This window comes from Porphyrobacter sp. THAI-01a (genome assembly GCF_056868655.1).
Window position 1 is genome coordinate 2,615,377 of sequence record NZ_CP180579.1, and the last position, 23,550, is coordinate 2,638,926.

The window sequence follows — 23,550 nt, forward strand, 5'->3', positions numbered from 1 at the left end:
TCGAACCGATCAGAAGTCGATGGCAAAGCGCGCCCCGATTCGGCGCGGGAAGTTGGGCTGCACACCCAGCGGCCCGTTGACCAGCGCAACCCGGTTGTTGGTGAGGTTCTCGGCGAAGAGGAACAGCTTCCAGCCGCCCTTCTCCAGCCCCGCACGCAGGTTCAACTCGTCGAGCTGATCGGAAGCAAGGCCGCTCGAATCGAGCTGTTCGGCGCGGTAGACATAGCCCGCCGAAAGGCTTGCCTTGGCGTCCCATGCCGCGATGTCCCAGCGGTAGCTGGCGCTGAGATTGAGGCTGCTGTCCGGCACGCCGGGGATCGGCGAGCCCGGCGCGGCGCCCGGATTGAAGGCCACGATCGCGGGCAGCACCCTGGTGAACTCGCTGTCGTTGATGTTGCCGATAGCCTGGAGCTGGAAGCCGCGCACCGGCTCGAGCGTCAGGCCGAGATCGATCCCGCGGCTGCGCGCATCGCCGCCGTTGGAAAGCGTGGCGACACCGAGGATGGTGGTCTGCAGCTGGATGCTGTTCCAGTCGATATGGTAGAACGCGACGTCGAAGGTGATTAGCCCGTCTGCAATGCGGCCCTTGCTGCCGACCTCGTAGCTCCACACCGTGTCAGGCTGGATATCGGTGGGCACCGTCACACCCAGCGCCGCGCTCGCCGAAGCGGCCTGTGCGGGGGTCTGGAAGGATCCGCTACGGAAGCCCTTGGCGATGTTGCCGTAGATCAGCACATCGTCGCTCGCCTTGAACGACAGATTGAAGCGCGGGTTGAAGGTATCGAAGGTCGCTCCGTCGGGTGCGGGCGCGGTGTTGGTGTAGCGATCGAAGCCGGAGGTCGTGCGCCTGTCCTCGAAATAGCGCCCGCCCACGGTCGCCACGAGCCGCTCGTCGAACAGGGCGTAGGACAGCTCGCCGAAGATGGCGAAGGCTTCGGTGTCGATCTTGCCGGTCGAATTGATGTTGAACGGCGGGAAGGGCACGGCACAGGGCAGGAACAGGCCGAGGCAGATGTCGCTCTGGATCTGGCCGTTGCTGTAGTAGCCGCCGACGAGCCAGTTGAAGGGTCCGTCACCCGCCGAGGCGAGGCGCAGTTCCTGGGTGAAGGCGGTGGTATCGAAACGGGAATCGTTGCGGAGGATGCCCCCCGCAAGGAACGAGGCATCGAAATCGAGCGTGCTGTCGATATACGAGGTCGAGCTGGTCAGCTTCGCCCCGCCGAGGTCGGCATTGATGACGCCCGAGAGCAGCGTGAGGTTGGTCTTGATGTAGTTGGGGCGGTTGTCCGGCCCGGTGGTATCGTTGAAACGCGGCGGATCGACGCTGTCCATCGCGTTGCGGAAATCGAGCGTGTTCTCGACCCGCCATGCGCCCAGCTCCACTTCCACGGTATCGCTCAAGCGGATGCCGAGCTTGCCGCGGATGTTCCAGGATTCCTGGTCGTTGACATCCTTGCGGGTGACGTTGAAGCCGCCTGCGCCGTTCGAGCGCGCGAGATCGGCGAAGCCGCCCACGGATTCGTAGCCACCGCTGACACGCAGCGCGACCTTGCCCTCCGCAATCGGGACGTTGACCACGCCATCCACCGCATAGCTGCCCTCGCCGCCCGCAGTGGTCGATCCTTCGATCTGCATCCGGCCAAGCGCGTCGTCGTAATCCGGCGCGGCGGTGATCATCCGGATCGTCCCGCCCATCGCGCCCTGGCCGTAGAGCGTGCCCTGCGGTCCGCGCAGCACCTCGACCCGCTGAAGGTCGAAGAGGCGGGCCGGCGGGGCAAGCTGGAGGTTGGGGACGCTGAAGGGCACGTCGTCCACGTAGTAGCCCACGGTCGCATCGCCCGTGGTGCCGCTGGCGATGCCGCGGATCTGGATGGTCTCGAACCCGGGTGCGGTGCGCGAAACGCTGGAAGCGCCGGGGATGGATTCGATCAGGTCGTTGAGTTCCTTGGTGCCCTGCTCTTCCAGCGTCTTGCCCGAAATCGCCTGGATCGCGAGCGGCACTTCGAGCAACGTCTGCTCGCGCTTCTGGGCAGTGACGATGATCTCCGCGGGCTCGCTTTCGTCCGCCGCGGCCGCCTTGTTCTCAGCATAGGCCGGCGCGGCGCACAGCGCCGCGGCAAGCGCGGCCGACCCGGCACTGCCGTGCAACGGACGTGAATTCTTCGAACGAGCCATCGGCGATCCTCCCCACTGAGACGCGCGGCGCCGGTTCGTGTGCGACCGGTCGTCCGCAATGACCTTCTGCTAAACATATGTTCAGTCCGATGCAAGATCAAACTGAACAGATGTTCCGTCACTCGCCGGTGAAGTCGGGCGGTCGCCTTTCGAAGAATGATGCGACGCCTTCGCGGAAATCACCGGTGCGGGTGGCGAGCAGCCACTGGTCGGCATCGGCGTGCATCACCGCCTGATCGAGCGCGCCGGCGTAGGCATTGGCGCTGCGCTTGATCATCTGCACCGCGATCGGCGGGAGCGCGGCATACTTGCCGGCCAGCGCCTCGGCCTCGGCCACCAGATCGTCCGCCGGCACCAGCCGGTCGAAGAACCCCCATTCCCGCATGGTCTCGGCGTCGAACAGATCGCCGGTCATCACCATGGTCTTGGCGCGCGAGAGGCCGACGGTCTGGATTGCGAGCGGCAGCGCGTGCCACATCAGGTTGATGCCGAGCTTCACCTCGCCATAGCCGATCCGCGCATCCGGCGTGCCGATGCGGAAATCGCAGGCGGTGGCAATGCAGGTCGCGCCGCCCGTGGCGATGCCCTGCATGGCGCAGATGGTCGGCTGGTGGATCTCGCGGATCGCCCGCATCAGCAGCGCGCCCGCCTCGGCAGTGCGGCGCAGGTGGACCGTGGGAGGAGTCTCGCCGCCCATCTGGCTGATATCCGCACCGACGCTGAAATGCGCCCCCTCCCCGCGGATGATCACCGCGCGGACTTCGGGCTCGTCCCGCAGGCTCTCGGCGATGGCGCGCAGCCGCAGCAGCATCGCCGGGGTTATCGCGTTGCGTTTCTCGGGGCGTGCGAGGACGACCGTTGCAATCGCGCCTTTGCGCTCGATGCGGATATGCTCTTCGCTCATGCTGCGGCCTTTTCCTCCAGCCGGCGTTTGAGCGCCTGCTTGTCGATCTTGCTGTTGGGGAGCTTGGGCAGTTCGGGTTCGAAGCTGAAGCTCTTGGGGATCTTGTAGTTGGCGAGCCGCGGTTTGAGGAAGTCCTTGAGCGCCTCGGCATCAAGCGCCGGATCGCTCGTCTCGATGAAGGCGTGGCCGACCTCCTGGAACACCGGATGGGCAACCGGCAGGACGGCCGCCAGCGTCACTGAGGGATGCTCGTTGAGCGCCAGTTCGATCTCCACCGGGTAGATGTTGTAGCCGCCCGACTTGAACATTTCCTTCAGGCGCCCGACGAAGGAGATGTTGCCGTCCGCCTGCTCGACCCCGATGTCGCCGGTGCGCAGGTAGCCGTCGGCGGTGAAGGCCTCGGCTGTGGCTTCGGGGCGGTTGAAATAGCCGCTCATGCAATAGGGGCCAGCGACCTGGATTTCTCCCGCGGTGCCGGGCGGCAGGGCGTTGCCGTCGGCGTCGCCGATCCGGATCGTGGCGCCGGGCAAGGCGCGGCCGAAGGTTTCGGCCATGATCCTGGGGCTGGCGCCATCATCGGTGGAGGTGACGATCCCGCAGGTCTCGGTCTGGCCATAGACGTTGTACATTCTGACGCCGGTCGCATGGACGGGCTTGAGCAGCGCCTCGGCCGTTGCCCCGCCGCCGAACACGATCAGGCGGTAAGACCCGAGGCGCACCGCGCCGGCATCCGGCTGCGCGGCCAGCATGGCGAAACTGGTGGGGCTGGCGACGAGATAGGTCAGTTGCTCGCGCGCGGTGATCTCGGCGATGGCGGCAAGGTCAACCCGGTGATGGAAGACGATCTTCCCGCCATAGGCGAAGACGTTCATGCAGACGTTGTTGAGCGCGCCCACATGGTTGATCGGGGCAACGCTGATGGTGCTTTCCAGCCCGTCATCCATCCAGCACAGGTTGCACAGCGCTGCGGCCATGATCGCCCGGTGCGAAAGCATCGCCCCCTTGGGCTTGCCGGTCGTGCCCGAGGTGTAGACGATCACCGCGATGTCCTCGGGATCGACCGCGCCGCGCCGTGCAGCGAGATCGGAATCGGTCACGTCATTGCCGGCGGAGAGAAAAGCCTCGAAGCTTTCCGCCCGGCCCGTCGGCTGGCCGAAGCACACGAAGCGTTCGACCGCAGGGCCGACTTCCTGAAGCTCGGCGCCGTAGGGACGGCCCTCGTACTCGCCAACCGTGAACACCAATCGCGGTGTCGCATCGGCGAGGAGGTAGGCATACTCGGGCAACTGGTAGCGCGGATTCAATCCCATCCAGATCGCGCCGACCGAGACGCTCGCCTGATAGGTGAGCCAGAATTCGAGGCTCGGCGGCACCATCGTCGCCACGCGGTCGCCGGGGCGGATGCCGGCGGCGATCAGACCGCGGGCAATGGCATCGACCCGTTCGGCGAGCTCGGCATAGGTCAGGCGCGTCTCGCCGTCGACCGCAGCCGTCCGCGCGGGGATCGTCGTGGCGTGGCTCGCGAGCAGGTCGTGGATGCGCTTGCAAGCCAGCTGGCGCGCATACTTCGCCTGGTTGGCTGCCCAGATGTGCTCGATCGGCTGCATGGTCCGTGCCTTCGCTTGAAACCCCTTGGCGGGCATCATAAGCGAAAGCGACGCGACTGAGCAAATGTTTAGTTGGGATCCGGCCGCACGCCGCGGTAGATCAGGTCGACATACGCCTTGTGCCGGCGCCGCCACAGATCGCGATCGAAGCCCGATTTGCCCAGCACGCGCTCGACATAGGGCTCGAGCAGCAGGGTGCCGAGTTCGAGGTACATCACCAGCAAGGGCAGCCACAGCCGGTCGACATCGGGACGGATCTTGCCGTCGGCGTCGGCCCGGTCGACGGCGGTACGCACCACGTTGTAGAAACGGTCGAACAAGCCCGACCCCCAGTCCGAACCCTCGAGCAGGGCCCGGCGCATATAGGCCTTGGTGAGATCCCAGTCATCGATGTGGCGGTTGATCCAGTTCTCGGTGAATTCCACCGACTGGGCAATGCCTTCGTCCTCGGACTGGGGCACGGGGCGCTGTTCGAACAGGACCTCCTCGAACTGCTCGATGAAGTAGCGGTCGACCGCCTCGCGCAGGCCCTCCTTGGAACCGAAATGGTGGTTGATCAGACCGACGGAAACATCCGCCGCCGCCGAGATGTCGCGCACGGTGATTCCGTCATAGCCCTTGTCGGCGAACATCCGCATGGCGACCTTGATCAGCCGCAGCTTGCCGTTCGCCTGTTCGGCGGGTTTCGCCTTCTTCGCCGCGGTCTTCGCCATTGGTGTCCCTCCAGAGCGCGCCGCTGTAGCACGCTGAACAGAATCGGACCACAGCTTGCTTTATGCTGAACATCTGTATAGCTGAAGAGGGAAAGGGAGAGCAGAATGACCGACATTGCCATCGTATCGACCGCCCGGACCGCGCTCGCCAAGTCGGTGCGGGGCAGCTTCAACGCCACCCATCCGATCGTGCTTGCCGGCCACGCACTGAGCCATGCGATGTCTCGCGCCGGGGTCGATCCGGCCGAGGTCGAGGACGTGATCCTCGGCGTCGGGATGCCGGAAGGGGCGACGGGCTTCAACATCCCGCGCAACGCGGCGATCAAGGCGGGCTGCCCGGTCTCCACCAGCGGGGTGACGGTCAACCGCTACTGTTCCTCGGGCCTTCAGGCGATTGCCTTTGCCGCCAACCGCATCATGGCCGAAGGCGTGCCGGTGATCGCCGCGGGCGGGGTCGAATCGATCTCGATGGTGCAGCTCTCGGGCCACATGAACATGCACGGCGCCGTCGAGCCCGGGCTCTTCGCCAGCCATCCGGCGCTGTGGATGAGCATGATCGAAACCGCCGAGATCGTCGCTGAACGCTACGGCGTCACCCGCGAGGCGCAGGACCAGTATGCGCTCGAAAGCCAGCAGCGCACCGCCGCCGCACAGGCCGCAGGCAGGTTCGATGACGAGATCGTGCCGCTGACGACGACGTGGAAATCGCTCGACAAGGCGACCGGAGAGACCCGCGAGGTCGAGGTCACCGTCGCCCGCGACGAATGCAATCGCCCGGAAACCACGCTCGAATCTCTCGCCGGGCTGAAGCCGGTGCTCAAGAACGGCATGACCATGGCCGAGGGCAGGACCGTGACGGCTGGCAACGCGAGCCAGCAGTCGGACGGGGCGAGCACGGTGGTGATGATGTCGGACGCGGAGGCTGTGCGCCGCGGAATCGAGCCGCTCGGCTTCTTCCGCGGCTTCGCGACCGCCGGCTGCGAGCCCGACGAAATGGGTATCGGCCCGATCTACGCCGTACCCCGTCTTCTCGAGCGCCACGGCCTCAAGGTTTCCGACATCGGGCTGTGGGAGCTGAACGAGGCCTTCGCCAGCCAGGCGCTCTATTGCCGCGACAAGCTCGGGATCGATCCGGCGCTCTACAACGTCAACGGCGGGTCGATCAGCGTCGGCCACCCCTATGGCATGACCGGGGCGCGCTGCGTGGGCCATGCGCTGATCGAGGGCAAGCGCCGGGGCGCGCGCTACGCGGTGGTGACGATGTGCGTGGGCGCGGGGATGGGCGCGGCCGGCCTGCTCGAGATCGCCTGAACCCGCCATGGCGCGCGTGCTTGTCACCGGAGGACCGGGGTTCATCGGACGGCGGGTCGTCGCGCGGTTCCTCGGCGCGGGGTGGGAGGTGACCAGCTTCTCGCTCCCCGGCGAGGCGGCGCTTCCCGGCTGGGGCGAGCGGGTGCGGATGGTCCACGGCGACCTCGCCGACCGGGCGGCGGTGGAAGACGCGGCGCAGGGATGCGGCCTCGTGATCCACCTCGCCGCGCCGGTGGGTGTCCCGGGGCGTTACCAGTGGCAATGGGACGTCATCGCCGAGGGCACCCGCAACGTCTGCGAGGCCATCGCGGCACAAGGCGGGCGGGCGGTCGTCGCCTCCTCGATCGCGGTCTACGGCACGCTGATCCAGACCCAGGTCTGCCGCGAGAGCGACGGGCACGGGCCATGGGCGGGTGCCTATGGCCGCGCCAAGCAGGGGCAGGAGAGCGTCGCCCGCGAGGTCGCCGCGCGCACGGGGATGCCGCTCACGCTGATCCGCCCCGCCAACGTCTATGGTCTCGGCGGAGCAAGCGCGTGGGGCGACCGCCTGCTCGAGGCGATCGCCGCCAGCGGCGGCGCGGTGTTCGGTGATGCCGAGCATAATGACGCAGGCCTCGTCCATGTCGAAAACCTCGCCGATGCGCTGTTCCTCGCTGGCACCCGGTCCGATGCGGCGGGGCGGACCTACAATGTGAGCGACGGGAACGGCGTCACATGGCGGCGCTTCATGGACGACATGGCCGCGGTGGTCGGAAAGCCCCCGCCACCCGCGATCCCGCTCGATGCGGCGCTCGCGGTGGTGCGCGCGAACGAGGACCCGGCCAACCTCGTCGAGCCGCGCGATCAGGCCCTGCCCTCGATGGAAGGGCTCAACCTCGTCGGCTTTTCGAACCGCATCGATGCCGGCGCGATCCGCCGCGAACTCGGCTGGACGCCGCGCGTTTCCTACCCCGAGGCGATAGCGGCGATCGGACGCGAATGGGCCGCGAGACCATCATCGGAACCTTTGGCAACAGTTTGACGGGAGAGCAGCAATGACCATCAGATTCGACAACCGCGTGGCCATCGTCACCGGGGCAGGTGCCGGCCTCGGGCGCAGCCATGCGCTGGGGCTCGCCGCGCGCGGGGCGAAGGTGGTCGTCAATGACTACGGTGGCGGCGCCGGCCCTGACGGAGGCACCTCTGCCGGGGCCGAGGAGACCGTCGCGCTGATCCGCGCTGCGGGTGGCACCGCGATGGCTCACGGCGCCGATGTCGCCAATCCCGAACAGGTCGCCGACATGGTGGCCAAGGCCGTGCGCGACTGGGGCAGCGCCGACATCCTCGTCAACAATGCCGGCATCCTGCGCGACACCAGCTTCGCGAAGATGACGCTGGCCGACTGGGAGGCGGTGATCCGCGTCCACCTCACCGGCTCGGCGGTGTGCACCATGGCCTGCTGGCCGCACATGAAGGCGGCGAACTACGGACGCATCGTGATGACCAGCTCCTCCTCCGGGCTTTACGGCAATTTCGGCCAGTCGAACTACGGCGCGGCCAAGATGGCTGTGGTCGGCTTGATGAATGTCCTCCACATCGAGGGCGCGAAGAACAACATCCGGGTCAACACGCTCGCCCCGGGCGCGGCGACGCAGATGACCCGCGACCTTCTGCCGCCCAGGATCGTCGAACTGATGGAGCCCGAGGCGGTGACGCCGGGCCTGCTCTACCTCGTCAGCGAGGATGCTCCCTCGCGCGTGATCCTCGATGCGACCGCCGGCGGCTTTGCCCGCACGGTGATCATGGAAACGGGCGGCATCTACCTCGCGCCCGAAGACTGCACGCCCGAAAACGTCGCCGCCCGGTTCGGCGAGATCAGCGACATGAGCCAGGCCGAGGCTTACGAACAGGGCGGGCAGCAGGTCACGAAGTTCATCACCAAGGCCGCCACTGCGCTGGGGGTCAGCCTCACCTGACGGCGCTTTCTGCACCGGGGTTCAAGTTGGACCCCGGGCCGGATATTCGAGAGCCGGTGGCGGAGCAGGAGGGAATCGAACTATGCCCGATCAGTGGCGGAAATCTGCGGTGCATGGGGCGCGCTATGTTCGATGATGCTCCGCTAGAGGCGGCTACGGGCCCTTCTCGACACAATTAGGTCGGCGATGAACGCGGCAGAGGCGATACAGTCGTGATCCTCTCGGGGCGCCGCGGCTACCGGAAATATTTGGTTCGATTGCAGTGAGATTCGGAGCCGGTCCGCCTGAAGGGGGGCGTTTAGACTAAGTTATACTGGAAGAGATGACTTCCTAGTCCCAAAACCTTCCGGCAGCTGCCGATCCAGACCCGGTCATTCCCGGTGGCGGAGTTGATTGTTTGGTTTAGCCGGGAACCGCCATTCCGGCTTTAGGATCGCGCATCGACCCCGCTCATGACCGCAAGTGGGTGGGTAGCTGAATGGGCGGTCTGGGAAAGCAGAACGCGCTCAAGTGCACCGCCAACGGCCGACAGCGTATCCCGCCCCCTTCACCTGCTCCTGTCATAAACGAGGCGGAAGCCGACATTCGAGGCTCCGAGACCCGGATCACGCCCCTGGCGGCTCTCGGGTCGATAGCGCTGGCAATAATTCGGCGCACACAGATAGCTTCCGCCCTTCATCACCCGGCTGGTAAGGCCGGGATTGAGCGGGTCATAGGCGTCGTTCTCGCTGGGACCGCGCGGATTCTCGCGGTCGCGCGAATCGTGGCCGGCGCGGTAGAAATCGGTCGTGACTTCCCAGACATTGCCGACCATGTCGTAAAGTCCGAAGGCGTTAGGCCGAAAGCAGCCGACAGGCGCGATGCCCTTGAAGCCGTCGGTCGCCTCGTTGACCAAGGGAAAGACGCCCTGCCAGCTGTTCGCGGCATCAGGTGCGGGCTGTGCGGTGGAATCCGGCATCCCGGCACTTGCGGCAAATTCCCACTCGGCCTCGGTCGGCAGGCGGCCTCCGGCCCAGACAGCGTAGGCATGCATGTCGTCCCACGCGAGGTGGACCACCGGCTGCGAGGGGGCGGCATCGGGGCCGTCTGGACCGTAGGGCTTCTTCCAATTCGCACCAGGAACATAGTCCCACCAATCGGCATAGTTGCGCGACGGGCGATCGGGCGGCGTGAAGACGGCCGAGCCGGGCTGGAGCATATGGGGCGGAATTTGGCTGACCGGAACGCCGAACTGGGCGGGGTCGACCGGCTTTTCGGCGATGGTGACATAGCCCGTTGCCTTTACGAAAGCGGCAAACTGCGCGTTGGTGACCTCGTGCGGGTCGATCCAGAACTCGCTCACGCGGGTCTCGCGCGGCGGGCCTTCTTCGGCATAGACCGCATCGCTGCCCATCATGAAGGCCCCGCCTTCGATATATACCCGCTGCGAGGGCGCAGGCGGGCAGGCGGTCCACGCGGCGAAATCGCTCGCCGCCTCAGGCAGCGGCGGCTGTTCCGGTGCGCGGCCACAGCCCGCCGCGAGCAGCGCCAGCAGCGTCGGCCATCCCGCCCCTCTCCGAAATGCCTTCATCCCACGCCCCTCGGGCCCCCGCTTCTCGCAAGCAGGATACCACAAATCATTTTACAATTATGATGCAACAATCCGCGAGCTGCAAGCGGTCATCATCCCGCCGTCCTTCAAATTACTAAAACAATTTTCTTTACACAGCTGGTTCCGAAGGTATCTTCCGGCGCGGAGAGAAACGTCACCGCCCCTGCTGCACGCTCTCTGGTGAGCGGCGTTTTGCGGGCAGAGCGCGGGACCAGCAAGAGGGGATTGGCATGGCGGTCGACACGGCAGCGGGCAGTCACGTCCCGCGGGCGGGCGAGAGCGGAGCAAGCACCGGCTTCGCCTTTGCGTCGGTGACGACCCTATTCTTTGCCTGGGGCTTCATCACCTCGCTGATCGACCCGCTGGTTGCGGCAGTGAAAGGGATCTTCAGCCTGTCCGATTTCGAGGCGCAGCTGAGCGCGTCGGCCTTCTTCATCGCCTATGGCGTAATGAGCCTGCCCGCCGCCGCCCTGCTCGCGCGGCGCAAGTCGGTGGCAACGGTCCTGATCGCGCTGGTGACGATGATCGCCGGCTGCATGCTGATGCTGGTGGCAGCGAATGTCGCGATCTACGCGCTGGTGCTTCTCGGTCTGTTCATTCTCGCCAGCGGGATCACGGTCCTGCAGGTCGCCGCCAATCCGCTCGCAGCGGTGCTGGGGCGGCCCGACCGCAGCCATTTCCGCCTGACGCTGAGCCAGGCTTTCAACAGTCTGGGCACCTTCCTCGGGCCCTATATCGGCGCGCTGCTGTTCCTGAAGGGGGTCGAAATCGAGGACGGGGCGGCGCTTGATCCGGCCGTGCGCGAGGCGGCGTTGATCGGGATCGACGCCGCCTTCCTGTGGATCGCGGTCCTGATCGGGATGCTGGCGCTGTTCATCTGGATTGCCCGCGGCCTGATCGGCAGGGCGGCAGCGCAAGGCGCGAAGGACCCTGCGCCCGCCTCGGTCCTCGCCATGCTGGAAGAGGCGGCGTCCTCGCGCTGGGCACTGCTCGGCGGGGCGGCGATCTTTCTTTATGTCGGTGCGGAGGTCGCGATTGGCACGCAGATGGCGCTGTTCCTCAACAGCAGGGATGTGCTCGGCGTCTCGCTGGAGCAGGCTGGAAAGATGGTGAGCCTCTATTGGGGCGGCGCGATGGTCGGTCGGCTGGTCGGCTCAGCGCTGCTGACCCGCGTGCCGGCAACCCGCCTTCTGGCGATCTTCGCAGGTGCCGCGGCAGTGATCTGCCTGTTTGTCGCTCTGGTCGGCGGCATGGCGGCGGGCTACGCAGCGCTCGGCATCGGGCTGTTCAATTCGATTATGTTCCCGGTCATCTTCACCCTTACCCTCGAACGTTCAAGCGCGAGCAAGGAGGCGACCTCTGGCTTCCTGTGCTTTGCCATCGTCGGCGGAGCCTTCGTGCCGCTGCTGGTCGGGGCGGTGTCGGGGGTGACAAGCTATGCGGCGGCCTTTGTGGTTCCGGCGGCATGCTATCTGGTGCTGCTGGTGTTCGGCCTTGCCGCTGCCCGCACGGCGGTGATCCATAACGGCGCCAGCGCCACTCCGGGCGGGCATTGAGGGGCGGGGCAATGACGATCCGGCAACTTGAAGGCCACGCGGTCGAGAAAGTCTGGGGGCGGCGCGATCTGCCTGCCATGTATGGCGATGCTGCCAATCGCGCCGAACCGGTCGGCGAAATCTGGTTCGCAGACGACGCCGCGCCCGATCTGCTGGCAAAGTGCCTGTTCACCTCGGAAAATCTGTCGATCCAGGTTCATCCCGATGATGCGCTGGCGCAGGCGAGTGGCTACCCCTGCGGCAAGGAGGAGGCATGGTATGTCGTCGCCGCCGAGCCGGGCGCGGTGATCGGTGCGGGCTTTGCCACAACCATGACAGCAGACGAACTGCGGACCGCTGCGCTCGATGGCAGCATCGAGGCGCTGATGACATGGCATCCGGTGCAGCCCGGCGATTTCTTCCATGTGCCCGCAGGCACCGTCCATGCGATCGGCGCTGGGCTTTCGCTGGTCGAGATCCAGCAGAATGTCGATCTGACCTATCGCCTCTACGATTACGGTCGCCCGCGCGAGTTGCATCTGGACGATGGCATCGCGGCGGCAGTGGCGGCGCCTTTCGTGCCCGCCGCGATCCGTTCGATCGGCCACGGCCGCGAACTGCTGGCCGCGAGCGAAAAGTTCGCTGTTGAACGCCTGTCAGACGCCGCCGATCATCATGTGGCTGGAAGCGCCGGGCACCCGGCATGGATCATGCCGATTGCGGGCGAATGCCGGGCGGGCGATCTCGTGCTTGCCCCCGGCACGATGTGGCTGGCCGACACGCCGGCAAAGATCACGCTGGCGGATGGTGCCACCGTGCTGGTCGCGCGGACGGGCGGAACAAACGGAAGGTGAGGACTTTATGAGTTATCTGCGTTTCTGGTCCGGCATCGCAGCCGCTGCGACGCTCGCCATCGGCACGGCTGTCACGGTCAGCGCGTCACCGGCCGACGCCGACGCCAAGGCCGAGGCGGCTGACCGGCCCCAGCCCAATATCATCTTCATCCTCAACGATGATCAGCGTTTCGACGCGATGGGCTTCCTCGATCCGGCATTGAGCACGCCCAACATGGACCGGATCGCGCGCGAGGGGGTCTATTTCCCCAACGCCTTCGTCACCACCGCCCTGTGCAGCCCGAGCCGGGCCTCGATCCTGACCGGGCAGTACATGCACAATCACGGGATTGCCGATAACAACATCAAGTTCCGCCCTGGCACCTTCTTCTTCCCGATGGCCCTGCAGACGGCGGGATACCGCACGGCCTTCATCGGCAAGTGGCACATGGGCGGGCACAGCGACGATCCGCAGCCCGGCTTTGATCGCTGGATCAGTTTCAAGGGTCAGGGCGAATATCTCCCCGACAATGGCAAAGGTGTACGCCACACACTCAATGTCGATGGCCGGCGGGTCGAGCGAAAGGGTTACATCACCGACGAGCTCAACAGTTTCGCGCTCGACTGGCTGAAGCAGCAGGACGGCAAGCAGCCGTTCTTCCTCTATCTCAGCCACAAAGCGGTGCACGCCGACTTCATCCCGGCCGACCGCCACAAGGACACGCTCAGCCGCGACGCCATCAAGCTGCCGGACAGCATGGCCGACACGCCCGAGAATTACGACGGCAAGCCGCGCTGGACCAAGGACCAGCGCAATTCATGGCACGGGGTGGAGTTCCCCTATCACTCGACACTCGACGTGGCTGATTTCAAGCTGCGCTACAACCAGACGCTGCGCGCGGTTGATGAGGGGATCGGCCAGATACTCGCGATGCTCGAGAAGAAGGGACTGCTCGAGAACACCATTGTCATGATGATGGGCGACAATGGCTTCCTGTTCGGCGAACACGGCATGATCGACAAGCGCAGCGCCTACGAGGAATCGATGCGGGTGCCGCTGATCGCTTTTGGCGCAGGGATGCCCCGGGGGCGCGTGGTCGACCAGATCGTCGCCAATATCGACATCGCCCCCACCTTCCTAGCACTCGCCGGGACAGCGGCACCGCAGGGCGTGCGGTTCGACGGGATGAGCTATGCCGACCTGCTGATGGGCCGCCCGTTCGACGGTCCGTGGCGCACCTCGCTGACCTATGAATATTACTGGGAATACAATTACCCCCAGACCCCGACCACCTTCGCTTTGCGGGGGGATCGCTACAAATACATTCAGTATCACGGCGTGTGGGACACCGAGGAGCTTTACGACCTTCAAGCTGACCCCCGCGAAATGCGCAATCTCATCGCTGACCCCAGGCTGCGGGCGGTGGTCAGGAAGATGCGCGGCGATCTGTTCGCCAGCCTCGATCCGGAACAGGGTCGCTCCAGCGTGACCTTCACCCAGCGGCTTGATGAAGGATCGGTCCTGCGCAATCGCGTAGGTTCGGGACCCGGCGATTTTCCGGAACGCTGGCTGCGCGACGGGACCGAAGACGATCTGGGCAACGGGCAAAAGGCTGAAGGCGGACGACCGGACCCGCATTGAGCCGGGCCGGCGAAGGAAGTTTCGCCCTCGGGGCGCGGCAAAATTGCACTGTGCCGGTCACAGGACTAGACTGGGGGCCCAACATGATCGGAGATGAATATTCAGATGGCGACACCTGAACGCAAGCCGTCAGCTGTCGGTATCGCGCCCGAAGAACGGGTGAACCTGCTCAGCAACGGCCTGTCCGGCACCAATCTCGAACGCGGCAGTTCGCACAATCTTCGCGTCACGCTGCAGGCCATCCGGCTCAACGCGCCGGTGACGAAGGTCGAACTGGCCGAGATCACCGGCCTCACCCCGCCCTCGATCACCAACATTGCGCGCAAACTGTTCGCCGACAGGCTGATCATCGAGGCCGGACGCCGGCGCGGGGAACGTGGGCAGCCTGCGCTCAAGCTGGCGATCAATCCCGATGGCGCCTTCTCGATCGGGGTCAATGTCGATCGTGATCACATGACAATCGTCGCGCTCGATTTCCTCGGCGAGCTTCGCTTCAGGGTCGTCGAGAACGTGCCATTTCCCATGCCCGATCAGGTGCGCGACTTTGTCAGCCGCAACCTTGATGCAATGCGCGCCAACGGGGCAATCGACATGACCCGGATCGCGGGAATCGGGCTTGCCATTCCCGATGACTTCGGCGGGGTCGATCTGCCCAACCGCCCGGCCGAATTCGGCATCTGGGAGACGATCGATCCCAAACACCTCCTTGGCAGCCACGGGCTTGAAGTCGTCACTGAAAACGATGCCACCGCCGCAGCCATTGGCGAACTGCATTTCGGGCACGGCCGGGTTTCGCAGACGTTCTTTTACCTGTTGGTCAATGCAGGTCTTGGCGGCGGTCTGGTGATCGATGGCCATTCGGTCAGCGGCGCATCGGGGCGGAGTGGCGAAATCGGCTTCCTTCCGATCGGCCGGACGCGGCGCAATCCGGTGGTCTTGCAGGACGTGGTTTCGCTATCGGGTTATTCCAGCCATCTCGCACAGGCCGGCTTCCCCGACCCTGCGGCTTTCGACCGGCGCGATGCCGGCGCAATGGAGGCAGCGGCGCAATGGGTCGAAAAGGCGGCCGATCTGCTTACCGAACCGCTTATGGTGATCAACGCCGTGATCGATCCCGATGCAATCTTCATCGGCGGACGGTTGCCGACGGGGCTGGTGGACCAGCTGTGCGACCGGCTTGCGCTGAACATTCGTCACCGCGGCGCCTCGCTGCCCGCCCGCTCCCCGATCCGCCGCGCCGAACTGGCCGAGGATGCCGCAGCCATCGGCGCGGCGATCTTGCCCTTCTCGAGCCGTTTCCTGCCCAATCGCTCCGCGCTGATGAAGATCGACGCCTGAGGCTCAGGCAACCGGATCGCGGTGCCGCGCTGCCTCCGGGGCGACCGACGCGGCTAGCGCAATCGGGCCAAGCGGACCGGCCAGGCCGCCAAGCCCCGGGGGAACGATGAAGGTATCGAGACTGTCGAGCTCGCGCGAGGTGAGGTAGCCTGCAAGGCTTGCCTGCAATTCGCGCCGGATAATCGGGAACAGTTGGGGTTGCGCGCCGATCACGCCGCCGCCGAGGAAGATCCGGCGCGGTGTCGCGGTCAGCACGATATTGTGCAGCATCTGCGCGATGGCATGGCCGACAAGCTGCCAGATCGGATCGTCCGGCTCGATGAGGCTGGCATGCTTGCCCGCCCGCGTGACGATGGCGGGACCGGCTGCCAGCCCTTCTACGCAGTCACCATGGTAGGGGCAGGCGCCCGGCCAGCTGTCGCCCGGCACCCTGGCGATCCGCATATGCCCGGGCTCGGCATGGCCGAAGCCGCCGATGGTCCTGCCGCCGACGACCAGTCCCACGCCCACACCCGTGCCAATGGTGACATAGGCGTAGTCCGAAAGCCCTGCCGCCGCGCCCCAGCGCATCTCCGCCAGCGCCGCGCCGTTGACATCGGTATCGAGTGCGACCGGCACGCCAAGCCCGCCCGTCAGCGCCGCGACGATGTTCGTGCCCGTCCAGCCGGGCTTGGGTGTCTGCCCGATCCGTCCCCACCGGGGCGATTCGTGATCGACTTCGATAGGCCCGAACGAGGCAAGGCCGAGCGCGCCGATCGGAGCTTCGGCCCCGAACCAGTCGCACAGGATCGCGCGGATGCGCGGCAAAGTGATTTCGGGCGCTTCGGTATCGACGCGCTCCTGCGCGAGTATTTCGCCCTCGGGGGTGGCGAGCACACAGAGGCACTTGGTCCCGCCCAGTTCGACGCCTGCCAGCATTGCCTCTGCCATCACCACCTCCCCCAGGTTTGCCCGATTGTCATGGCGTCACCTTCGCCATGCCCGGCGCGATGTTCCACCCGCGCACAGCGATGCTGTCCGGCGACGCAGCCGAAAGCGGGGCGCGGATCGTCACCACGCGGGTCTCGCCGGGCAGCAGCGAGATGTAGTTGTCGCTCCAGTAGGCAGGCAGCACGCGCGTGCCTGCCGCATCGAGCACGGAAAGCTTGGCCATCAGGGCGGGCTTGGTGCCGGAATTGGTCAGGGTCGCCTCGATCACCTGTTCGACGCTGTCTGCAATGCGCCGGGCGGTGAGCGACACCGCCGCTTCGTCCATCGCAACCAGGCCGCGATAATCCGCCGGCTCGCGCGCCAGCCAGTAGAGGTTCTCGCTCAGCAGCGCGCCATCACGCCCGTGCAGTTCCAGCTTCGTGATGACCACGGGGGCGCGTGCAAGCAGCGCATCGGGCACCGCCTCGCCCAGCGTGACGACGCCCGGCGCTGGCGCATCGGCCGGGATCGTCCGGTCATCCAGAAGCGCCCCGTCCAGCCCGAAATTGCGCACCCGCAGCTTCGCTCCGGCAATCGGCGTGCCGAGGCTGTTGACCACCGCCAGCGTGCGGTCGGGCAGGTTGATCTGCACATGCACCGGCTCCGATCCCTTCTTCGCGCCGAAGAACGCGGCATGGGTATCGTAATCATGGCTGTAGATCTGCCACGTGGTGCTCGGCCAGGCGGGATGGGTCATCCACAGAAGCCGTCCCGAGTTACGGGTGAACAGCCCGGCGTTCATCCCTTCGAAGATCGCGCGGTGGGATTCGTAATTGAGCAATTGCGCCTTGCTCTCGAAATCCTCGAGGTCGACCGGCGCGCCCAGCCGGTTCTGCATCGCCCTCATGAAACTGGCGACATCGCCTGCCTTGCCCTGATGCCAGTCGTGATAGGCCCAGGCGTCGCTGACCGGCCACTGGTCTTCGGGCGGCATCATCGATTTGAAGGTTTCCAGTGTCGGGAAAGAAGGCGTGCCGACCTCGGTCGAAAATCCGCGTCCGACGCGGGTGAAGTAGGCCTCGGGCGGCTGGTAGTTCCACGGGCCGCTGTTCGCCATGTTCACATCGCGCGAGTTGGGCAGGTAGGCGCGGGTGCCGTCGAGCGTGCGGACGAGCCTTTCGAGGCCGGCATTGAGCACCGGCGGGGGCACGCCTTCGTTGCGCCCGATCCACAGGGCGATCGAGGGGTGGTGCTGGAACCGGCTGACCGTGTCCGCGGCATTGGCAAGGAACAGCGCGCTATCGCCCGGCTCGCCATTGTGGTCCTGGGTCGAAAGCCAGAAATCATTGAGCACCAGCAGGCCGTATTCGTCGGCCAGCTCGAAGAACACGCTTTCGGTGCTCTGCCCCATCCAGTTGCGGATGGTGTTGACGTTGGCTTCGCGATGGAGGCGGAAATAGGGCTCCATTCGCTCGCGCGAGACGCGTTTCAGCCAGTCGTCCATGCCCCAGTTTCCGCCGCGCACGGCAATCGGGACGCCATTGACCCGCAGCAGGAGATGCGGTGCGAGGGCGGCGTCGCTCACCGGTGCAAGCGCGGCTGATCCGGTAATGTCCCGCGCGAGACTGACAGCCCAGCCGCCTTCGACCTTGCGGATCGCCTTGTGCGTCACATCGAGCAACTGTTCGCCGCCGCTGCGAGCCGGCGACACCGAGACCCGCTGCAATTCCTCGTTCCGGTCGACCAACGAGAGCTCGTAACTCACCTCGCGGATGCCGAAGCGGATCTTGCGGGTGTCGCTGACATTGCCGCCGACGCAGACCGCGAGGGCAAGATCGTGCAGCTTGGGTGCACCATAGCCATTGGGCCACCACAATTCGGGATTGCGGATACGCAGCTGGGCGAAAACCTCTGGCGTGAAGCGGACGGTTGCCGTCGCGCGTGGCGGCACCTGCGCGCTCTGGCGCAGGGTTATGTCGCCGAAGCGGGCCTCTACCTCCACGGCGCGCTCGGCGGCGCTGTCATTGATGACCGGAACCGCGACGGTCAGCTCTGCCAGCGAATTGTCCGCGAGCGGGAGCACGGTGTTCACATGCGGATCGCCAAGCCGGACATCTCCCACCGCCTCGAGCACCACATCCTGCCAGATCCCGGCGTTGCGATCGCGCACGGTGGGGATCCAGTCCCAGCCCTCGCTGGCGCTGAAGGTCGGACCGTCGATAGTCATCGCCCCGCCGTTCTGGCCCGGCCCGGCGGTCAGCGATTCTTCATGCGGCAACCCCGGATGCGGCGGCGGCGCGACGCGCACGGCCACGGCGATGCGCTCGCCCGCGGCAAATTGCGCCGGCAACACGAACCGCCCTTGCGCAAAGGCGCCCCTGGTCGTGCCCAGTTTTTCGCCGTTGACCCAGATCTCCGCCGCGTAGTTGATCCCCCGGAAGGTAATCGCCTGAAAAGCGCGCGTTCCGCTATCCGGGCGGACAAACTCGGTTCGCAGCCAGTAATCCTGACGGCTGAGGCTGTCAGGGATGTGCAGGTTGTTCAGACCATAGGCCGGATCGGGATGGATGCCGTTGGCGACATAGGTGGCAAGGATCGTCCCCGGCACGGTCGCCGGCAGCCAGTCGCGGGCATCGAAGCCCGGCTGCGCGATCGCCGCCGGGGCCGCCACGACATCCGGCGCCGCGGCGAGCCGCCATGCGCCGATCAGCCAGAGGTTGTCACCGGCGGGTGCGAGCGAGGGCGTGGCGGGCGCCGGTTTGGCGGTGGTTGCAGGAACCGAAGCAGGCGCGCGGCTGACCGGCAGGGTCGCCTGATCCTGCGGCCCGCTCATCCCCATCTGCTGCTTGACCTGCAAGGGCCATGCGGGGCTTGCGTTCTCGAACTGCATGAGACGTTCGTCTGGCAAGGTCCAGACCATGCGCGCAGCCTGTTCGGGGGAGTCCTGCCACAGCGCAAGCCTCGCGACAGCCCCGCGGAACGGCGCACGCCCCGCGCTTCGCGGCGCAAGCACGAGGGCGACAGCGGTGGACGCAGGCGAGGCACCGAGTGTAACGGGAGCACCGCCGTCCACCGCCAACGTGAGCTTGCCAGCCTGCGAGGTCAGCGTCACCAGCTGCCACGCACCGGCCTTACCCCTCCCGCCTGCGACCATCGGGACACCGCCGGACGAAGCAGAGATCCGGGCACCGGTTTGAACGAGGGTGACAAGCTCCTCCCCCTTGTCATCGATCAGCGCCGCAATCGTCCGCGGCCCGCCCGGCGCGTCGTCGGTCCTGACCCAGCCCTTGAGCGTCCAGTCGCCGGACGCGGCCAATGGCATGGACAGATCCTTGCGGACAGGATTGCCGAGGGGCGGGAAGATGACATTGACCGGACCGGCCAGCACAGCGCCTCCGGGGGCCGGCTGGGCCTGCCCCGCCGTCGCTAACGCGGTCACGGCAAGGATACACAGAACGGCAAGAGCCTTCCGCAGCCAGTCCATCGATTGTCTCTCCCCGGCGATTCGAGCCGCCCTAATTACAAAAACCATTTTATTAATATCCGATGCCAGCGGTCAAGCCGTAATGCACATCTGCCGGGGAGCTACAGATAATCGCGCCCAGATTCGTGACCTCGCAGTGTGAACCCGAACCGCGGGGCCGCCCAAGCTCCTCCAATTTAAATGAAACAATTTTCTTTACTAATGCAAATTTGCAGGTGTAGTCTGATGGCCGAGGGTGAGGAGACTGCGGGTCATGCCGCACGGATCGGGCGATCCGCGCGCGGCAATGCCCCCACCAAGGCTCGGCAACCTTCGGCAGACAACATAAGTCTAAATGGCCGCACAAGCCGGCCGGGGGAGTGAATACATGAAGCAGCATCTCGTCGGATCGAGCTCGAGATTGGCGATGATCGCCGGCGCCTTGGCGCTGGGGTGCCCCGCAGCCGCGCAGGACAACACCCCCGTCACCTCCGAGGCGCCTGCCGCCGAACCCGACAACGTCATCGTCGTCAGCGGTGTGCGCCAATCGATTGAAACCGCGATCGAGGACAAGCGCAACGCGACCGAGATCAAGGACGTGATCAACGCCGAGGACATCGGCCAGCTTGCCAATGACAACATCTCCGAGGCGCTCCAGCGCATCACCGGTGTGCAGGTCAACCGCGGCAACGACGGCGAGGGACGGCAGGTGCAGGTGCGTGGCCTGTCGGAGAACAATGTCACCATCAACGGCGCAATTGCCTCGGGTACGGGCGATGTCGATCTCAGCCAGGGCAATGACCGCAGCGTCAACTTCCAGGACCTGCCGGCCGAACTTTTCGCCGGGGTCGAAATCCTCAAGGCGCTGACCGCCGACCAGATCGAAGGCTCGCTTGGCGGGACGATCAACCTCCAGACCCGCGCGCCGCTGAAGGGCAAGCGCGACCTGATCGTCAATGCCACCGGCACCGCCAAATTTGCCGAAGTCGGCGATCTCAGCCGTCAGGACGCCAACCTGTTCGTGCAGAAGAAATTCCTCGATACGCCGCTCGGCGATTTCGGGGTGATCATGAATGTCGGCTACAAGGAAATCGCCAGCTACGCCTATGTCTATGGCGGCAACGAGGTGATCGACGCGCCCGGCATCTGGACGCGCAAGATCGGCTCTATCGATCCGCCCGCCAGTCAGGGGGCCAACCAGTCGGCGGTCAATTACAACTTCTTCCAGCTCGCCAATATCCCCAACGCCACCGGCGGCGGATCGCGGCCCAACCCCTATCGCTATGCCTTCGACGATCCCAACGGCGACGGGCTGAGCGATGCCAATGATGTCTATTACATCCCCGGCGCTTTCGGCGTGTCCGAGCGTGTGCGCGACGACACCCGCAAGTCCTTCAACGGGACGATCCAGTGGAAGCCCGCATCCAATCTCGACATCCGGTTCGATGCCGTGCTGACCGATCTGAACGAGAGCCTGACCGGCGCGAACATGAACATCGTGTCGAATATTCCGCGTTCGGGCATTCTGGTGGGCGGCCCCGGCGCGACCTTCGAGCAGCTGGGCACCTCGGCCGGGTTCGGCGACGTCTACGTGCTGACCAGCGGGCGTCTGGCGTCCTTCACCACCCGCGTCGGTGCGGCGCCCTCGATCAACGAGGTCTCCCGCGAATCCCAGCAGTATTCGGCCGAGGCGACCTGGGATGTCACCTCCAATCTCTCGCTTTATGTGAAGGGCACCACGTCGCGCGGGAAGGCGACGACCCTCAATTTCGGGCAATTGAGCGCCAGTATCGAGCAGCAGGGCGGCACCGCCCCGGTGTTCAACGCGCAGGATTTCTACAACATCGTCGACTTCCGGCGCGGCGACAACAAGATCCCCAACGTCACGTTCTACGAAAACCCCTTCCCGTCGGCGGCCTACGGGGTGAACTCGGTGGTTCCCGAGGATCAACTGGTGGTCCTGAACCCCGGCGATCTCAGCTACGCCCGCTATCGCTACCGCCAGTTCCAGCGGAACGCGGCCGATACCGAGAACACCGACGATTCGTTCCGCTTCGATGCGACATGGGACGTCGACAGCGGCTTCTTCCAGTCGTTTCAGGCCGGCTTCCGCTGGGCTGAGCGCGGCTTCGAACGGGCGCGTTACGAAAACCCCAACGAGGGCGGCAACATTGCGGCCATCGAGGGCCAGGGCGTGCGCGATCCGGTTCGGGCGGTCAACGTCTGGGCGGTGCCGCTCAACCCGGCGAACACCACCAACGCGGGCGCCGCAGCGACGTCCACCTTCCTCAGCTCCTGCCTGACCACGGCGGGCAATCCGGACATCCTCAAGCGCTTCGGCGGCAACCTGCCGATGACCTTCGGATCGACCGCCGGATGCGACGTCGCGAGTGTCGCCCGATACTTCAACCTGTTCGACATCCGCGCGATCGACCCGGCGGCAGGCTCAGGGTACTACGAGGTGGAGGATGAACGCTTCAGCATCACCGAATCCACGCTGGCGGGCTATCTGCGGGCCAATTTCAAGACCGATCTCGGCGGTGTAGCGATGTTCGGGAATGTGGGCCTGCGCTATGTCGAGACCGAGACCACCTCGTCGGGCTATCTGATCAATCCGGGCACGCCGGTCAGCTACAGCATCGTCACGTTCGAAAACTCCTATGACGACTGGCTGCCGACCGCGAACTTCAATTTCGCCTTGTCGAAGCAGGTCATCGCCCGCTTCGCCTATTCGCGCACGATCGGGCGACCTGCCCTCACCCAGATCTCGCCCGGGCTGGAACTGACGCGTTCTGACGTCGATCCGAACTTCGCGGGCTTCGGTGTGGCGGGCAACCCGTTCCTCGATCCGGTGCGGTCGGACAATCTGGATGCGTCGTTCGAATGGTATTACGACAAGGGAAGCTTCCTGTCGGTCGCGGCCTTCATGAAGGACATCGACACCACCATTTTCCGCGATCCCATTCCCACGGCGCGCGATATCAATGGCGAGGTATTCTCGGTCACGACCTTCGGCAATTTCGGCGGCACCAAGCTGAAGGGCGTCGAGGTGGGCGGGGCCCATGCCTTCACCTACCTGCCCGGCGTCCTTCGCCACCTGGGGGTGACGGGCAATTTCACCTATATCGACGAAAATAGCGACCTGCGCGATCAGGAAGGCGATCCGATCGGGCGGCGCGGCCTGTCGAAATACACCTGGAACGCCAGCGCCTATTATGACGACAAGAAGTTCAACCTGCGCCTCGCCTACAATTGGCGGTCGGCCTTCACCCGGCGCGAGGTCGTGCAACTCGGCTTTGGCCGGCCCGAGGCCTTGCCGGAGATCGAGGCGGCCCGGGGACAGCTGGACCTGGCGGCGCGCGTCATCATCAACCGCAACCTGCGCATCACCGCCGATGCGACGAACCTCACCAACACCGGCACCTTCCGCTATCTGAAGTACGAACCGCTGGTGAACTACGTGTCGCTGGCGGGCCGGCGCTTCAACTTCGGCGTGCAGGTGAGCTTCTGATGCGCAGACAGCACCGCACGTTCGGGTTGTGCAAGGGGGCACTTCGGCTGTGGGGGGCGGGAG

15 protein-coding genes are annotated in these 23,550 nt (G+C 65.5%); 8 read left to right on the forward strand and 7 right to left on the reverse strand.

The window, feature by feature from the left end; translation table 11 throughout:
* Positions 1–9 precede the first annotated feature (9 nt).
* The 4 genes from ACMX37_RS12515 to ACMX37_RS12530 all read right to left on the reverse strand — a co-directional run bounded on the left by ACMX37_RS12515 (position 10) and on the right by ACMX37_RS12530 (position 5,399).
* The gene (locus ACMX37_RS12515) at positions 10–2,175 is read right to left on the reverse strand and encodes a TonB-dependent receptor (RefSeq protein WP_483146241.1); all 2,166 of its coding nucleotides are present in this window, start codon (positions 2,173–2,175) and stop codon (positions 10–12) included.
* A gap of 118 nt (positions 2,176–2,293) precedes the next feature.
* The gene (locus tag ACMX37_RS12520) at positions 2,294–3,079 is read right to left on the reverse strand and encodes an enoyl-CoA hydratase/isomerase family protein (protein WP_483146242.1); all 786 of its coding nucleotides are present in this window, start codon (positions 3,077–3,079) and stop codon (positions 2,294–2,296) included.
* On the reverse strand, positions 3,076–4,686 hold the full coding sequence (locus ACMX37_RS12525; RefSeq protein WP_483146243.1) for a class I adenylate-forming enzyme family protein: 1,611 nt from the start codon (positions 4,684–4,686) through the stop codon (positions 3,076–3,078). The genes ACMX37_RS12520 and ACMX37_RS12525 overlap by 4 nt, the downstream gene beginning before the upstream one ends.
* 68 nt (positions 4,687–4,754) lie before the next feature.
* On the reverse strand, positions 4,755–5,399 hold the full coding sequence (locus ACMX37_RS12530) for a TetR/AcrR family transcriptional regulator (protein ID WP_483146244.1): 645 nt from the start codon (positions 5,397–5,399) through the stop codon (positions 4,755–4,757).
* A 105-nt stretch (positions 5,400–5,504) separates the two neighbouring features.
* Here ACMX37_RS12530 and ACMX37_RS12535 point away from each other — a divergent pair, with 105 nt between their 5' ends.
* Genes ACMX37_RS12535 through ACMX37_RS12545 form a run of 3 tightly spaced genes read left to right on the forward strand, consistent with a single transcriptional unit; the run spans position 5,505 to position 8,665 of the window.
* Positions 5,505–6,710 (forward strand): acetyl-CoA C-acyltransferase, encoded by a 1,206-nt coding sequence (locus ACMX37_RS12535; protein ID WP_483146245.1) that lies wholly within the window; start codon positions 5,505–5,507, stop codon positions 6,708–6,710.
* Positions 6,711–6,717: 7 nt separating this feature from the next.
* Entirely contained in the window at positions 6,718–7,731 is a 1,014-nt protein-coding gene (locus ACMX37_RS12540; RefSeq protein WP_483146246.1) for an NAD-dependent epimerase/dehydratase family protein, read from the forward strand.
* A gap of 13 nt (positions 7,732–7,744) precedes the next feature.
* Positions 7,745–8,665 (forward strand): SDR family NAD(P)-dependent oxidoreductase, encoded by a 921-nt coding sequence (locus ACMX37_RS12545; protein WP_483146247.1) that lies wholly within the window; start codon positions 7,745–7,747, stop codon positions 8,663–8,665.
* A gap of 547 nt (positions 8,666–9,212) precedes the next feature.
* Here the strand turns inward: ACMX37_RS12545 and ACMX37_RS12550 are convergent.
* A complete protein-coding gene (locus ACMX37_RS12550; RefSeq protein WP_483146248.1) occupies positions 9,213–10,235 on the reverse strand; it encodes a formylglycine-generating enzyme family protein in 1,023 nt (340 codons plus the stop codon).
* Between the two features lie 251 nt (positions 10,236–10,486).
* Here ACMX37_RS12550 and ACMX37_RS12555 point away from each other — a divergent pair, with 251 nt between their 5' ends.
* The 4 genes from ACMX37_RS12555 to ACMX37_RS12570 all read left to right on the forward strand — a co-directional run bounded on the left by ACMX37_RS12555 (position 10,487) and on the right by ACMX37_RS12570 (position 15,604).
* A complete protein-coding gene (locus ACMX37_RS12555; protein WP_483146249.1) occupies positions 10,487–11,812 on the forward strand; it encodes a sugar MFS transporter in 1,326 nt (441 codons plus the stop codon).
* A gap of 11 nt (positions 11,813–11,823) precedes the next feature.
* On the forward strand, positions 11,824–12,645 hold the full coding sequence (locus tag ACMX37_RS12560) for a class I mannose-6-phosphate isomerase (RefSeq protein WP_483146250.1): 822 nt from the start codon (positions 11,824–11,826) through the stop codon (positions 12,643–12,645).
* Between the two features lie 7 nt (positions 12,646–12,652).
* A complete protein-coding gene (locus ACMX37_RS12565) occupies positions 12,653–14,266 on the forward strand; it encodes a sulfatase family protein (RefSeq protein ID WP_483146251.1) in 1,614 nt (537 codons plus the stop codon).
* A gap of 105 nt (positions 14,267–14,371) precedes the next feature.
* A complete protein-coding gene (locus ACMX37_RS12570; protein WP_483146252.1) occupies positions 14,372–15,604 on the forward strand; it encodes an ROK family protein in 1,233 nt (410 codons plus the stop codon).
* 3 nt (positions 15,605–15,607) lie between these two features.
* Here ACMX37_RS12570 and ACMX37_RS12575 read toward each other — a convergent pair whose 3' ends face one another.
* On the reverse strand, positions 15,608–16,534 hold the full coding sequence (locus ACMX37_RS12575) for an ROK family protein (RefSeq protein ID WP_483146253.1): 927 nt from the start codon (positions 16,532–16,534) through the stop codon (positions 15,608–15,610).
* Between the two features lie 28 nt (positions 16,535–16,562).
* Complete coding sequence (locus ACMX37_RS12580) at positions 16,563–19,997, reverse strand: glycosyl hydrolase 2 galactose-binding domain-containing protein (RefSeq protein WP_483146254.1); 3,435 nt, start codon at positions 19,995–19,997, stop codon at positions 16,563–16,565.
* 367 nt (positions 19,998–20,364) lie between these two features.
* Between ACMX37_RS12580 and ACMX37_RS12585 the strand changes: the two genes are divergently transcribed.
* Positions 20,365–23,487, forward strand: a complete 3,123-nt coding sequence (locus tag ACMX37_RS12585; RefSeq protein WP_483146255.1) for a TonB-dependent receptor — start codon at positions 20,365–20,367, stop codon at positions 23,485–23,487.
* The last annotated feature ends 63 nt before the right edge of the window (positions 23,488–23,550 follow it).

Bases quoted from the DNA above. Each gene is read 5' to 3' on its own strand.
- ACMX37_RS12525 (WP_483146243.1), bottom strand. From the start codon at position 4,686: ATGCAGCCGATCGAGCACATCTGGGCAGCCAACCAGGCGAAGTATGCG.
- ACMX37_RS12585 (WP_483146255.1), top strand. From the start codon at position 20,365: ATGAAGCAGCATCTCGTCGGATCGAGCTCGAGATTGGCGATGATCGCC.
- ACMX37_RS12560 (WP_483146250.1), top strand. From the start codon at position 11,824: ATGACGATCCGGCAACTTGAAGGCCACGCGGTCGAGAAAGTCTGGGGG.
- ACMX37_RS12555 (WP_483146249.1), top strand. From the start codon at position 10,487: ATGGCGGTCGACACGGCAGCGGGCAGTCACGTCCCGCGGGCGGGCGAG.
- ACMX37_RS12520 (WP_483146242.1), bottom strand. From the start codon at position 3,079: ATGAGCGAAGAGCATATCCGCATCGAGCGCAAAGGCGCGATTGCAACG.
- ACMX37_RS12535 (WP_483146245.1), top strand. From the start codon at position 5,505: ATGACCGACATTGCCATCGTATCGACCGCCCGGACCGCGCTCGCCAAG.
- ACMX37_RS12570 (WP_483146252.1), top strand. From the start codon at position 14,372: ATGGCGACACCTGAACGCAAGCCGTCAGCTGTCGGTATCGCGCCCGAA.
- ACMX37_RS12540 (WP_483146246.1), top strand. From the start codon at position 6,718: ATGGCGCGCGTGCTTGTCACCGGAGGACCGGGGTTCATCGGACGGCGG.
- ACMX37_RS12575 (WP_483146253.1), bottom strand. From the start codon at position 16,534: ATGGCAGAGGCAATGCTGGCAGGCGTCGAACTGGGCGGGACCAAGTGC.
- ACMX37_RS12550 (WP_483146248.1), bottom strand. From the start codon at position 10,235: ATGAAGGCATTTCGGAGAGGGGCGGGATGGCCGACGCTGCTGGCGCTG.
- ACMX37_RS12545 (WP_483146247.1), top strand. From the start codon at position 7,745: ATGACCATCAGATTCGACAACCGCGTGGCCATCGTCACCGGGGCAGGT.
- ACMX37_RS12530 (WP_483146244.1), bottom strand. From the start codon at position 5,399: ATGGCGAAGACCGCGGCGAAGAAGGCGAAACCCGCCGAACAGGCGAAC.
- ACMX37_RS12515 (WP_483146241.1), bottom strand. From the start codon at position 2,175: ATGGCTCGTTCGAAGAATTCACGTCCGTTGCACGGCAGTGCCGGGTCG.
- ACMX37_RS12565 (WP_483146251.1), top strand. From the start codon at position 12,653: ATGAGTTATCTGCGTTTCTGGTCCGGCATCGCAGCCGCTGCGACGCTC.
- ACMX37_RS12580 (WP_483146254.1), bottom strand. From the start codon at position 19,997: ATGGACTGGCTGCGGAAGGCTCTTGCCGTTCTGTGTATCCTTGCCGTG.